The organism is Acetobacter sp. KSO5 (assembly GCF_044094635.1).
GTDB lineage: Bacteria > Pseudomonadota > Alphaproteobacteria > Acetobacterales > Acetobacteraceae > Acetobacter > Acetobacter cerevisiae.
In genome coordinates this window covers 2502612-2515200 of record NZ_CP172014.1, presented here as the reverse complement: position 1 = coordinate 2515200, position 12589 = coordinate 2502612, and the positions used below count along the sequence as shown (strand labels likewise).

Sequence of the window (12589 nt, the reverse complement as noted above, 5' to 3'; positions counted from 1 at the left end):
CCGGATGGGGAAGAATGGAATATGCCAGACCTGCCAGAGCAGGACTGAAACGGAGACATATCTGTATGAACGAGTCCGTGATGCGCGTGATCAACGCCATGAGCCGCTCTGAGTTTGTTGCGACATTCGGGTCTGTTTTCAAGGACGCCCCCTGGGCGGCGGAAGAAGCCTATGAATGCCGGCCGTTTTCAGACTATTCGGGCTTGAAAAGCACGATGATGGCTATGGTGCGTGGCGCGCCGGAAGAAGCACGCCTGCGGGTTCTGCGGTCTTATCCGGGGCTGGACAGTGTGGTGGCGGTGGCCTCTCCGCGTGAGCAGATTATCTCCGGCACAACCGCGCCTGCGGGGCTCGATCAGTTGTCGCCTGAAGAATTTGCGCAGTTCCGTTCCCTGAACAAGTCGTATCATGAACGGTTTGATATGCCCTTCATTCTCTATGCCGAGGGCAACACGGCGGAGGGTGTGATGAAGCTGCTGGAACAGCGCCTGCGGCATGAGCCGGAAGTGGAAGAGGCTATTGCGTTCCGGGAAGTCGGGCGCTTTGCAGATCCTGAGTTTGAAGCCATTTTCCAGAAGCTGGCAGCAAAAGAGAGCGACTGATCTGCGGAATCGCCTCCGGGCGGTTATGTGCTATGGCGCTCCTGCATTGCGCACTGGCTTAAAACCGGGCAAAGATCGGCAGGTTTGAGGCAGTTTGGACGCGGGAGGTCAACGCGCTATGGCACAGTGGTTCCGTAAAGGGTGTGTTCTGTTTGCTGGTCTGTGGACTGTCGCTTTGCCAGTGCTGACAGTCTCTCCCGCTCTGGCGGATGATGACGATGACGGTGGTGAAGAAGGCCATAAAGGCCCGGATATGCACCATCTGGCCGCCAAGCCGCCGCTGCCGCGTGCGCATAAGGATTTCAGCAAGTTCCGCTATCGCCCGGCAGGGGACAAGGTGCAGGAACAGGCTGATGCCAACCGCCTGCTGTTCTGGACGCAGGACGGCAAGCCTGATGGCTATGCCGAACGCCGGGGCAGCAGCATTATTTATTACAATGCACAGGGGCAGGCCATTCGCGTGCAGCGACTGGAAGCGTCCGAACTGGAAGACTGAACAGCTTATTGAGGCGTCGTCAGATCCAGAATGGAGGCTGACGTCTCCTCAATAGAGCGTCGGGTCACGTCAATAACCGGCCAGTTATGGTGTCGGCACAGGCGGCGGGCCCAGCGCAGTTCTTCCTGCACTTTTTCCAGATCGATATACGCGTAGTCCGCTGAGGGCTCGATGTGGCGGCTGTTCGGCATCATCTGGGAAAGACGGGTCCGGCGGATTTCGATCAGCGTTTCCGGGTCAATCGTCAGACCAATGACCGGACATTTCAGCTTGAACAGAGCTGGCGGTGGCTCAATGCCCATGACCAGCGGGATATTGGCGGCTTTGATGCCGCGGTTGGCCAGATAGAAACAGGTTGGCGTTTTGGAAACGCGTGAGACCCCAACCAGCACCAGATCAGCGTCGTTCAGGTCATCTGTTTCCTGCCCGTCATCATGGGCCAGCACATAATGCATGGCCTCAATCCGCTGATAATAGTTCTCGTCCATAATATACTGGCCGCCGGGATGCCGGGTGGCGGTCTCGCCCGTTTCTTCAGTCAGGAACGTCACGGCATTATCCAGTACGTCCAGCAGGCGCACCTGAAGGCTGGCGCACCCGGCTTCCATATCAGCCTGTAAGGCCGGGTCTGTCAGGGACGACATCACCGGGCCGCGGTCCAGCGCGATATGGCGCAGAACGCGGCGGAGCTGAAGGCGCGAGCGGATCAGGTTCCAGTGGCGCAGCCGCACATCTGTGTTGGGAAACTGGGCAATACAGGCCCGTGCGACAGCATCCAGCGTCTGGCCAGTGGCTTCAGAAACAAGATGAAGGGTTATGGTATTTTGCTGCATGTCTGGTCACACAAGGCCGTGGCTGCCCCCTGTGAAGGAGGCAGCCACGCTTTTGTTGTTCAGGCTTTGACAGCTTTACGCGCAGCCAGAGCGGCCTGTGCGCTCGCCAGCCGCGCGACGGGTACTCGGAAGGGAGAGCAGGAGACGTAGTCCAGCCCCACGGATTCAAAGAACGAGATGGAGAGCGGGTCACCACCATGTTCACCGCAGATGCCCAGCTTGATATCCGGCTTGGTGGCACGGCCTTTTTCAACGCCCATGCGCACCAGAGCGCCAACGCCTTCCTGATCAATGGAGATGAAGGGGTCCTGCGGGAGTAGGCCTTTTTCCACATATTCAGGCAGGAAGGACCCGGCATCATCACGGGAGAGGCCGAGTGTCGTCTGCGTCAGGTCATTGGTGCCGAAGGAGAAGAAGTCAGCACTTTCCGCAATCTTATCCGCCGTGATGGCTGCACGCGGTAGCTCGATCATGGTGCCAATGTGATAGTCGAGCGTTGCGTTCTGTTCTTTCAGAACGGACGCAATCACGGCTTCGCTAGCTTTGCGGACCAGATCCAGCTCGGCTTTGGTGCCAACAAGCGGGATCATGATTTCCGGGATCACAGCCTTGCCCGTTTCCTTAGAGACGGCCAGAGCGGCTTCCGTAATGGCCCGCACCTGCATGGCGTAGATTTCCGGGTAGCTGATGCCCAGACGGCAGCCACGATGCCCCAGCATCGGGTTGGATTCGGAAAGAGCTGAGCGACGCGCGCGCAGAGCTTCCACATCCTGACCCAGAGCCTTCGCAACGTCTTTCAGTTCCGCTTCCCCATGCGGCAGGAACTCATGCAGCGGCGGGTCCAGCAGACGGATGGTGACGGGCAGCCCGGCCATGATGCGGAACAGAGCGGCAAAGTCATCCCGCTGGAACGGCAGCAGAGCACCGATCGCTTTGGCGCGGGCGTCTTTTTCTTCCGTCATGATCATCTGGCGGACGTGACCGATACGGTCCGGGCCGAAGAACATGTGCTCCGTGCGGCACAGGCCAATACCTTCCGCGCCAAAGCGGCGGGCCGTTTCGGCATCTTCCGGCGTTTCCGCATTGGCGCGCACGCCCAGACGACGCACGGAGTCAGCCCAGCCCATCAGGGTGGAGAAGTCACCAGACAGCGTCGGGGGAATGGTCGGCACGCGGCCCAGATAGACGGCACCCGTACCGCCATCCAGCGTTAGCCAGTCACCCGCTTTAAGCGTGTGGCCGTTTACCGTCAGGGTCTGTGCCTTGTAGTCCACCATGATGCTGCCAGCACCAGCGACGCAAACACGACCCATGCCACGCGCCACAACGGCAGCGTGAGAGGTCATGCCGCCACGGGTGGTCAGCACACCGCGCGCTGCGTGCATGCCGTGCACGTCTTCCGGCGACGTTTCGATACGGACCAGAATGACGTCCTCGCCCTTGCTGGCGCGGTCTTCCACATCTTCTGCGGAGAAGGCGATTACGCCTGTGGCTGCACCGGGGGAGGCCGGCAGGCCACGAGCAAGCTGCTTGCGCTCAGCCTTGGGGTCCAGAACCGGATGCAGGAGCTGGTCCAGAGACGCAGGCGGCACGCGGGAGATTGCGTCTTCCTTGGTAATCAGGCCTTCCTGCGCCATGTCGATGGCAATGCGCAGCGCTGCGGCGGCCGTGCGCTTCCCGGAGCGGGTCTGCAACAGGTAGAGCGTATTGCTCTGCACGGTGAACTCGATGTCCTGCATGTCTTTGTAGTGACGTTCCAGCAGGTCACGCACCTTCAGCATTTCCTGATAGGCTTCCGGCAGGGCCTTTTCCATCGGGTTCTGGTCAGGCGTTGCGCGTTCAGCTGCCATGGGCTGCGGGGTGCGGATACCGGCCACCACGTCTTCGCCCTGCGCGTTGATCAGATATTCACCGTAGAACACGTTTTCACCCGTGGACGGATCACGCGTGAAGCAGACGCCGGTGGCGCAGTCTTCACCCATGTTGCCGAATACCATGGACTGCACGTTAACAGCCGTGCCCCAGCTTGCCGGAATATCGTGCAGCTTGCGGTAGGTGTTGGCGCGCGGGTTCATCCAGGAGCCAAACACGGCGCCAATCGCGCCCCAGAGCTGGTCCTGCGGGTCTTCGGGGAAGGGTGTGCCGGTTTCATTCAGCACGATGTCCTTATAGCCCTTGAGGACCATCTGCCATTCTTCGGCTGTCAGCTGGGTGTCATCATGCTTGCCGAGTTCACGCTTGGTCTGTTCAAGCAGATCTTCAAAGCGATGATGAGAGACACCGAGCACGACTGAGCCGTACATCTGGATAAAGCGGCGGTAGCTGTCCCACGCGAAGCGGGAATCGCCGGAAGAACGGGCGAGCCCTTCAACCGTCTGGTCGTTCAGGCCGAGGTTCAGCACCGTGTCCATCATGCCGGGCATGGAAACACGAGCGCCCGAGCGCACGGACACCAGCAGCGGTGCGTCCGCATCACCAAAGCGCAGACCCATCGCCTTTTCCACGCGGGTCATGGCGTCATCCAGCTGCGCCTTCAGGTCATCTGGATACTTACGGCCATTTTCATAAAAGGCGGAGCAGACTTCAGTGGTGATGGTAAATCCGGGCGGCACCGGCAGGCCGATGTTAGACATTTCGGCGAGGTTCGCGCCTTTGCCGCCGAGAAGATTGCGCATTCCGGCGTTGCCGTCGTTCTGGCCTGCGCCGAAACTGTAGATCCACTTGGTCATGTTGCCGTTCACTTTGTTGTTGCGAACGCAGAAGCCTTATTTACCCCGTACGAGAGGGGGAGGGGGAACTAACGGGAAAACAGGCAGGTCTGCGGTCGAAATTTTATTTTTATTTTGGACGACGAATTCCACCCCTTCGCTACCCGATAGCATGGCGCAGATTTTTTGTCCGGGCAACGACTCTTTTTGGCATGTCAGGCAGAAAAATCAGTCTGCTCACCGGCGCAAAAGGCGTTCCAGCCGGCCTCATCCAAAGTGGCAATTTTAAGCTCTTCTGCCTTTTTGGCTTTTGATCCGGCTTTTTCTCCCAAAATGACCAGATCTGTCTTTTTGGAGACGGAATCAGACACTTTTGCGCCCATCCGTTCGGCCATGGCACGGGCTTCCTGCCGGGTGAGGGTGTGCAGGGTGCCGGTAAACACCACGGTCTTACCAGCCAGTGCCCCACCCGAGACGGCCTCTTCCTCCGTAATGGTCAGGGAGGCGCGCAGGTCGGCCAAAGTTGCGAGATTGTGATCTTCCTGCATGAAGGCGACCAGATCATCCGCAATCACGCTGCCAATGCCGGTAATGGACCCCAGCTCCAGCCGCTCATCCGACCCGATGATGGCGGCCTTGCGGAGTTGCTCCATCAAGTTCTCATAAGATCCGTAATGCCGGGCCAGCAGGCGGGCATTACTTTCCCCCACGCGGCGGATGCCCAGCGCATAGATAAAGCGGGAGAGGGGAATGGCGCGCCGGGCCTCAATGGCCTGCATGAGGTTGCGGACAGACTGCTCTCCCCAGCCATCCCGCTTCATGATCTCATCGGCATGCTCATGCAGGCGGAAGATGTCGCCCGGCGTATGCAGGAACCCGGCATCGTAAAATTCCCGGATGCTGCGGTCGCCTAAGCCATCAATGTCAAACGCCGTGCGGGAGACGAAGTGGATTAGTCGTTCAATAATCTGGGCCGGGCAGGTGAGGCCGCCGGTGCAACGGCGCACGGCTTCGCCTTCCGGTCTGACCGCCAGTGCGCCGCAGGCCGGGCAGTGGTCGGGGAAATGGAACGGTTCCTGCCGGGGCGGCGCGTCAGCGCCAGGGGGCACAACACACAGGATTTGTGGGATGACATCCCCGGCCCGCTGAATCTGCACCCTGTCACCGGGCCGCACATCCTTGCGGGCAATTTCATCTTCATTATGCAAAGTCGCACGGGTGACGAGCACGCCGCCCACATTGACCGGTTCCAGATGGGCCACCGGCGTCAACGCGCCCGTGCGGCCAACCTGAATTTCAATGGCTTTCAGGGTTGTGACAGCCTGTTCCGCCGGAAACTTCCACGCAACAGCCCAGCGTGGTGCGCGACCGGCGAAGCCTAGTCGTTCCTGTAAGGTGAGATTGTCAATTTTGTAGACAACGCCATCAATATCATAGGCCAGCGCTGCACGTTCCTGACTGACCGTGTCAAAAAATGCTTCCGCGCCGCTGGCAGCTTCCAGACGTCGGGATAGCGGATTGACCGGGACCCCCCACGCTTTCAGCTGTTCCAGATAGTCCCAGTGACTGAGCGTTACTTTTTCCGAGCAGAACCCCATGGCGTATGCAAACAGCGAAAGGGGTCGCCGCGCCGTGACGCGCGCATCCAGCTGGCGCAGAGACCCTGCGGCCGCGTTGCGCGGGTTGGCAAATGGTTTGCGGCCCAGTTCTTCCTGCGCGGCATTGAGTGCGAGAAAATGCTCTTTTGAGAGAAAGACTTCGCCCCGAATTTCGATCAGTTCCGGCGCAGGACCGTGCAGACGTTCCGGCAGATCTTTCAGGGTACGGAGATTGGCGGTGACGTCCTCGCCCTCAGTCCCATCGCCTCGCGTTGTGCCACGTACAAACACGCCGTTTTCATAGGTCAGGCTGATGGAAAGCCCGTCAATTTTGGGCTCTGCCACAAAAGCCAGTTTCCCGGCATCGTCTTCACTCAGTCCCAGAAAGCGGGTGGCGCGGCTGATGAAGGCTTCAAATTCGTCCTGATCAAACACGTTATCCAGCGAGAGCATGGGCACCAGATGGCGGTGCTTGCCAAACGCGCTGTCTGGCGTTGCCCCCACGGTGCGGGCTGCACTGTTTTCCGGTTCAGCTTCGGGGTGCAGGGCCAGCAGGGCATCGTAACGCTTGCGGAGGGCATCATACTCCGCATCACTCACCTCGGGCGCGTCTTCCGCATAATAGGCGGTATTGTAACGGCCAATGAGGTCCGCAAGCCGGGTCAGTTCGGCTTTGGCTTGTGTGGCGTCGAGGGAGGTGAGGTCCGGGAAGTCAGTCATTCTCATGTTTCAGCAGGCTGGCGGCAGCGGCGCGGGCGGCATCGGTAATCACATCCCCGGCCAGCATACGGGCAATTTCTTCCTGTCGTTCTGCGTGGCTGAGAGGGGCTGCGTGGGTCGCAGTCTGCCCGTCACGCACAATTTTGCCAATGCGTAAGTGCGCATCGGCACTGGCGGCAACCTGCGGGCTGTGGGTCACGGCCAGAACCTGCACGGAGCGCGCCAGCCGGTGCAGGCGTTCGCCAATGGCGGCGGCAGTCGCGCCCCCAACACCCGCATCAATTTCATCAAACACCAGAGTGCCGATGCCGGACTGGCCGGCCAGCACCAGCTTGAGCGCCAGCATCAGGCGGGACAATTCACCGCCTGAGGCCACTTTTGCCAGCGGGCCGGGGGGCTGGCCGGGGTTGGCGGCAATCAGGAACATCACCTGTTCCATGCCCTGCCGGCTCCAGTTTTCCGGCGTGAGCGGCTGGATTTGGGCGAAGAACCGGGCTTTATCCAGCTTGATGGGTTTGAGTTCTTTGGTGACCGCCTGTTCCATCTTGCGGGCAGCTTTTTCACGCGCAGCAGAAAGGCGGGTCGCGGCTTCTTCATATTGAGCGCGGGCTTCTTTGACGGCCTGTTCGAGCGCATCCAGTTGGGTGGCTCCGGTTTCCAGTGCGGTCAGGCGGGCTGAGAGGTCGGCCAGAAAGGTGGGGAGATCATCCACCGTCACATCATGTTTGCGGGCGGCGGCGCGCAGGGCAAACAGACGCTCTTCAATTTCTCCCAGCAGGCGCGGATTGGCCTCAGAATCGTCGGCCAGACGGGAAAGAAGATTTTCTGCCTCGGCCAGTGCGTTTTCCGCACTTTCCAGCGCGTTCAGCGCCTCGTTCGTGCGGGTTTCCAGAGGATCGATCGTGTTTTTTTCTGCCGTGGGGGCAGGGAGCAGGCGTTGCAGAGCGCGGCTTGCTCCACGGAGGGCCGCTGCCGGGCCGCTGTTGCGTCTGTCACGCGGCGTGAGTTCTGAAAGAGCGGCGGCAATAGCTTCGCCCCGTCGTTCTGACTGTTGCAGGCTGTGGCGCTGCACGGCCAGTTGCTCTTCTTCCCCCGTTTGCGGGTTGAGCGTGCTGAGTTCTTCTACCGTATGGCGCAGCCACTCTTCTTCCCGCGCGGCGTCATGCAGGCTTTTGCGCGCAGCCTCAAGATCCCGGCTCAGGGTCTGCCAGGTGTCAAACGCGCGGGCTACATCTTTCAGCAGGCTGCCGGACACACCATAGGCATCCAGCAGGCCGCGATGTGTGCTGGAATCGGCCAGCCCCATCTGCTCATGCTGGCCCTGAATTTCCACCAGAGAGACCGCCACCCGGCGCATGAGCGTAATGCCAACCGGCTGGTCATTAATCCAGGCGCGGGACCGGCCTTCCTTAGAGACAATCCGGCGCAGCATCAGCGGTTCGCCCGCTTCTGCCGGAATACCCTGTTCTTTCAGCAGCTCGTAGGCTGTATGAGTTTGCGGGATGTCAAAACTGGCCGTTACGCGGGCTTCCTGTGCCCCGGCACGGACGAGCCCGGCATTGGCGCGCTCACCCAGAGCCAGCCCGAGACTGTCCAGCAGGATGGATTTACCCGCCCCGGTTTCACCCGTCAGAGCCGTAAAACCGGCGTGCAGGGAAAGATCCAGTGCTTCAATCAGCACGACGTCCCTGATGGAAAGGTTTGTCAGCATGATGATGTCCGGTCTGAAAGACTGTTCACTATACGTTCTTGCGGCTTATAGCCTTCATCCGCCGCTTTGTCTGCCTATAAAAACAACAAACCCACGCGGAGGCTGTGGCTCCGGCGTGGGTCTGGTTTTTGTCTCATTCCGCTCGGCTTAACGCAGGACCGGCGCCTGATCGACTTGCGGTTCAATACGCTGTTTTTTAACAGGCTGAACCGGTGCGGCCTTGATATCCATGGCCGCAGGAGCAGGTGCAGTTCCGGCTGCCGTGGGCGGCTGCGTTGTTTCGGCAGGCGGCTTGGGCTGCGCGTTAATCACTTTACCCGGGATGGGGAAGTTGCTGCTGAGCAGCTTGTAACGCTTCAGGTTGCTATAGGCGTACCGATACCATTTGCTGCCCGGATAGTTGTAGCCCAGAACGATGCCGGATTTACGGGCCTGATCTGTCAGGCCGAGGTCCAGATAGACTTCGACCATGCGTTCAAGCGCTTCCGGCACATGGTTAGTTGTCTGGAAATCCTGAATCACGCGCTGATAGCGGTTGATGGCGGCTTCGTAATTGCGTTCCTGCTGGTAGTAACGGCCAACCAGCATTTCCTTACCGGCCAGATGATCACGGCACAGGTCAATTTTCAGCTGGGCGTCACGCGCATATTGAGACTGTGGGAAGCGGGTGATGACTTCTTCCAGCGCATCCATGGCTTCCACGGTGCCCTGCTGGTCACGCTTCACGTCAGCAATCTGCTCATAAAAGCACAGAGCGCGCAGGTAATAGGCATAGGCTGCGTCGGCACTGGTAGGGTGCAGGCCAATAAAGCGGTTCAGCTGCTGCACGGCCTCAGGGTATTTCCCTTTAAGGTAGTAGGAATACCCTTCCATCAGCTGGGCATTCGCAATGTAGCCAGAATAGGGGTAATTCTGCTGCAACACCTCAAACTCGGCAGAGGCCAGCGTGTAGCGCTGAGTCCGCAGAGCATCAATCCCGTTATTATACAGGGTTTCCGGTGATGCCAGTTTAGGAGCCGGAGCGGGTTTCCCTCCGCCAAACAGGCTGCACCCGGACAAGCCCAAAAGCAGACCAGCCGAAGCCAGGCGGCGTATGCGGCAGCGAACGGAAAGAGAATTAATGAGGCTCACAGACATTCCGGCTCTTCAAATTGAACGTGTCTTATAGCACGCATGGCGCTCAAGAAAAGAGAATGAAGACGCTCTTTGTATTTTGGGGAAATGCATCTTACGCCGCAGCGAGAGAAAAGCTCGCATGGGCAGGCACATAGCGCCAGGCAGCCGGGTCTGCAAACAGGGCGCGCAGCACCTTGTTGTTCAGACAATGGCCGGAGCGGTGGCCGGTAAAACGGGCGCGCAGAGGGGCGCCGGCCAGATACAGATCCCCCACCGCATCCATCACTTTATGGCGGATAAACTCATCCGGGCAGCGCAGGCCGGAGGGGTTCAGAATCTCGGGGCCATCCACAACAATAGCGTTATCCAGCGAACCACCACGGGCCAGACCGGCTTTATGCAGGGCTTCAATTTCCTGCCGCAGCGTGAAGGTGCGGTTGCGCGCCAGATCCTGCCGGAAGGTGGCGGGAGTCAGTTCGGTGGAGAAGGTCTGCTTGCCGATAGCTTCCGCCGGGAAATCAATGCTCAGGTCCAGATGCAGGTTCTGGACAGGGGCCGGGCTGAGTTCAACAAACGCATCGCCCTGTTCAACCCGCACGGGGCGCAGCACATCAATCCGGTGCCGCACCGCTTCCTGCGCCACGCGGCCAGCGCAGTCCATCAGAAAGACAAAATCCGCAGCGGAACCATCAAATACCGGAATTTCCGGCCCATCGACCAGCACCAGAACATTATCAATCCCGCAGCCATTCAGGGCGGCCATCAGATGTTCGATGGTGGCAATCCGGTTGGCAGGGTTGGTCACATCCCCCAGAACCGTGCTGAGGCGGGTGTCGACCACATAATCGAATCGCGCAGGGAGAAGAGCTGCGTTCAGATCCGAGCGTTTGAACACAACGCCATGTCCGGCAGGGGCAGGCTGAAGGGTGAGCGTAATACGCGCCCCTGTGTGCAAACCCGTGCCTACGCAGGAAATGGCGTGGTGCAGTGTATGCTGGACCGCAGGCAGATGTTTTGCAGAGGGCTGGGCAGGGCCAGAAACGGGCTCCAGCGTGGCGGAGCGGTTTGTGGGTTCCATAAGCAGACTGTCCATGGCTCTGGCTTCTTTCCTGCGCGGTTTAAAAGACGTGCAGGTTAACGCTAAAGCCCGCCTGCTGTTCTGGCGAGTCAATCATTATTGCCGTCTATTACATAAAAAAACCGCGCTGCCCGGGACGAGCAGCGCGGCAGAAAACTGCGCTTTTTTACTGGCGGCGCAGGAAGGTCGGGATTTCAAGCCCTGCATCATCTGTATCAGCCGGGCGCACGCTTGCACCCTGCTGACCAGCCGGGCTGACCATCGGACGCTGCGGTTCAATAGCCGGTTCGCTCCGCTGTTCTTCAGCACCGCCAGCGCGACGGAAAGCACCGGTTACGCGGCCAAACAGGCTGCGTGAGGACGGCTGGCTGGATTCCGGCAGATACGGAGAGCGCGGGGCTTCAGTAAACAGGCCGGCCCGCGGGGAGGCTGCCGGACGCTGCGGCTGAGCCTGCGCCGGAGCCTGTGCTGCCGGAGCCGTGTTGATCTGGCCGGGCACGCTGTGTGCGGGCGGCGGCGAGACATGCTGCCCACCCTGCTGCGGCTGATAAGACTGCGGAGCAGGCGCTGCGGCAGGACGGGGCTGCTGCATGCCGGCATCCATACGCGGAGCGGCAGGCTGCTGCATGGTGGAGGTGGGCTGAGCCGGATTGGCCATGACGGACGGACCCGTGCCAGTTGCCAGTGTCTGCTGTTCAGCCTGCGCGTCACCCTCCACAGCGACCAGATGCGGGCGGTCATTTGCCTGCGTGCCGATATCAATCCCCGTTGCCACAACGGACACGCGGATCTTGCCGTTCATGTTCTCATCAATAATGGAGCCGAAGATCATGTTCGCGTCTTCCGCCACTTCACGGCGGATACGGTTACAGGCTTCGTCCACTTCAAAGAACGTCATGTCTTCACCGCCGGTCACGTTGACCAGCAGGCCCTGCGCGCCGGACATGCAGGTGTCTTCCAGCAGCGGGTTAGCGATGGCGGCCTCGGCGGCTTCAACAGCGCGGTTTTCACCTTCGCCTTCACCCGTGCCCATCATGGCCTTGCCCATTTCCGCCATAACGCTGCGGATATCGGCAAAATCGAGGTTGATGTAACCGGGAGCCATCATCAGATCGGTCACGCCACGCACACCCATGTAGAGCACATGGTCAGCCATCTTGTAGGCTTCACGCAGAGTTGTACGCTCGCTGGCCACGCGGAACAGGTTCTGGTTGGGGATCACAATCAGCGTATCAACGTACTGCTGCAGTTCCTTGATGCCTTCTTCCGCAATGCGGGCGCGGCGTTTGCCTTCGTAATCAAACGGCTTGCTGACAACGCCAACCGTCAGAATATTCCGCTCACGCGCCATGCGGGCAATAACGGGTGCTGCCCCGGTGCCGGTGCCGCCGCCCATGCCGGTGGTGATGAACACCATGTGGCAGCCATCCAGATACCGGGCCAGCTCGTCTGCTGCTTCTTCCGCTGCACCACGGCCAACTTCCGGTTTTGCGCCAGCACCCAGACCGTGGGTAAGGTGCGGGCCAAGCTGCACGCGGCGGTCTGCACGGCTCTTGGCAAGGCTCTGTGCATCGGTATTGGCAACAACAAATTCCACACCCTGAAGGCTGGACGCAATCATGTTGTCAACTGCGTTCGTGCCGCCGCCCCCAACACCGAAAACCGTAATTCTCGGTGAAAAATCAGCATGTGTCTGAGGTGGAACGGTCAGGTTCAGTGTCATGTGG

The 12589-nt window shown here is 59.8% G+C and carries 9 protein-coding genes; 2 read left to right on the top strand and 7 right to left on the bottom strand.

Annotation, left to right across the window (positions count from 1 at the left end; genetic code table 11):
• Positions 1 to 65: 65 nt before the first annotated feature.
• Together uraD and ACHQGU_RS11260 are read left to right on the top strand one after the other, a co-directional pair.
• The gene (gene uraD / locus ACHQGU_RS11265) at positions 66 to 602 is read left to right on the top strand and encodes a 2-oxo-4-hydroxy-4-carboxy-5-ureidoimidazoline decarboxylase (protein ID WP_062271543.1); all 537 of its coding nucleotides are present in this window, start codon (positions 66 to 68) and stop codon (positions 600 to 602) included.
• Positions 603 to 720: 118 nt separating this feature from the next.
• Positions 721 to 1098, top strand: coding sequence for a hypothetical protein (locus ACHQGU_RS11260; RefSeq protein ID WP_156470197.1), 378 nt, complete (start codon positions 721 to 723; stop codon positions 1096 to 1098).
• Positions 1099 to 1103: 5 nt separating this feature from the next.
• Here ACHQGU_RS11260 and ACHQGU_RS11255 read toward each other — a convergent pair whose 3' ends face one another.
• The 7 genes from ACHQGU_RS11255 to ftsZ all read right to left on the bottom strand — a co-directional run bounded on the left by ACHQGU_RS11255 (position 1104) and on the right by ftsZ (position 12585).
• Positions 1104 to 1931 (bottom strand): pyruvate, water dikinase regulatory protein, encoded by an 828-nt coding sequence (locus ACHQGU_RS11255; protein ID WP_062141545.1) that lies wholly within the window; start codon positions 1929 to 1931, stop codon positions 1104 to 1106.
• Positions 1932 to 1990: 59 nt separating this feature from the next.
• The gene (gene ppdK, locus ACHQGU_RS11250) at positions 1991 to 4660 is read right to left on the bottom strand and encodes a pyruvate, phosphate dikinase (RefSeq protein ID WP_395495066.1); all 2670 of its coding nucleotides are present in this window, start codon (positions 4658 to 4660) and stop codon (positions 1991 to 1993) included.
• Between the two features lie 194 nt (positions 4661 to 4854).
• The gene (gene ligA, locus ACHQGU_RS11245; protein ID WP_395495065.1) at positions 4855 to 6957 is read right to left on the bottom strand and encodes an NAD-dependent DNA ligase LigA; all 2103 of its coding nucleotides are present in this window, start codon (positions 6955 to 6957) and stop codon (positions 4855 to 4857) included.
• Positions 6950 to 8668 (bottom strand): DNA repair protein RecN, encoded by a 1719-nt coding sequence (recN, locus tag ACHQGU_RS11240; protein WP_395495064.1) that lies wholly within the window; start codon positions 8666 to 8668, stop codon positions 6950 to 6952. The genes ligA and recN overlap by 8 nt, the downstream gene beginning before the upstream one ends.
• A gap of 147 nt (positions 8669 to 8815) precedes the next feature.
• Positions 8816 to 9805 (bottom strand): outer membrane protein assembly factor BamD, encoded by a 990-nt coding sequence (locus tag ACHQGU_RS11235; protein ID WP_043553647.1) that lies wholly within the window; start codon positions 9803 to 9805, stop codon positions 8816 to 8818.
• 91 nt (positions 9806 to 9896) lie between these two features.
• Positions 9897 to 10877: a UDP-3-O-acyl-N-acetylglucosamine deacetylase gene (gene lpxC, locus ACHQGU_RS11230; protein ID WP_062141666.1), complete on the bottom strand. Its 981-nt coding sequence runs from the start codon at positions 10875 to 10877 to the stop codon at positions 9897 to 9899.
• A gap of 151 nt (positions 10878 to 11028) precedes the next feature.
• The gene (gene ftsZ, locus ACHQGU_RS11225) at positions 11029 to 12585 is read right to left on the bottom strand and encodes a cell division protein FtsZ (RefSeq protein WP_395495063.1); all 1557 of its coding nucleotides are present in this window, start codon (positions 12583 to 12585) and stop codon (positions 11029 to 11031) included.
• Positions 12586 to 12589: the final 4 nt, after the last annotated feature.

What these genes read in the sequence shown, in the direction of transcription:
- uraD (WP_062271543.1), top strand. Translation starts at nt 66, where the DNA reads ATGAACGAGTCCGTGATGCGCGTGATCAACGCCATGAGCCGCTCTGAG.
- ACHQGU_RS11260 (WP_156470197.1), top strand. Translation starts at nt 721, where the DNA reads ATGGCACAGTGGTTCCGTAAAGGGTGTGTTCTGTTTGCTGGTCTGTGG.
- ACHQGU_RS11255 (WP_062141545.1), bottom strand. Translation starts at nt 1,931, where the DNA reads ATGCAGCAAAATACCATAACCCTTCATCTTGTTTCTGAAGCCACTGGC.
- ppdK (WP_395495066.1), bottom strand. Translation starts at nt 4,660, where the DNA reads ATGACCAAGTGGATCTACAGTTTCGGCGCAGGCCAGAACGACGGCAAC.
- ligA (WP_395495065.1), bottom strand. Translation starts at nt 6,957, where the DNA reads ATGACTGACTTCCCGGACCTCACCTCCCTCGACGCCACACAAGCCAAA.
- recN (WP_395495064.1), bottom strand. Translation starts at nt 8,668, where the DNA reads ATGCTGACAAACCTTTCCATCAGGGACGTCGTGCTGATTGAAGCACTG.
- ACHQGU_RS11235 (WP_043553647.1), bottom strand. Translation starts at nt 9,805, where the DNA reads ATGTCTGTGAGCCTCATTAATTCTCTTTCCGTTCGCTGCCGCATACGC.
- lpxC (WP_062141666.1), bottom strand. Translation starts at nt 10,877, where the DNA reads ATGGACAGTCTGCTTATGGAACCCACAAACCGCTCCGCCACGCTGGAG.
- ftsZ (WP_395495063.1), bottom strand. Translation starts at nt 12,585, where the DNA reads ATGACACTGAACCTGACCGTTCCACCTCAGACACATGCTGATTTTTCA.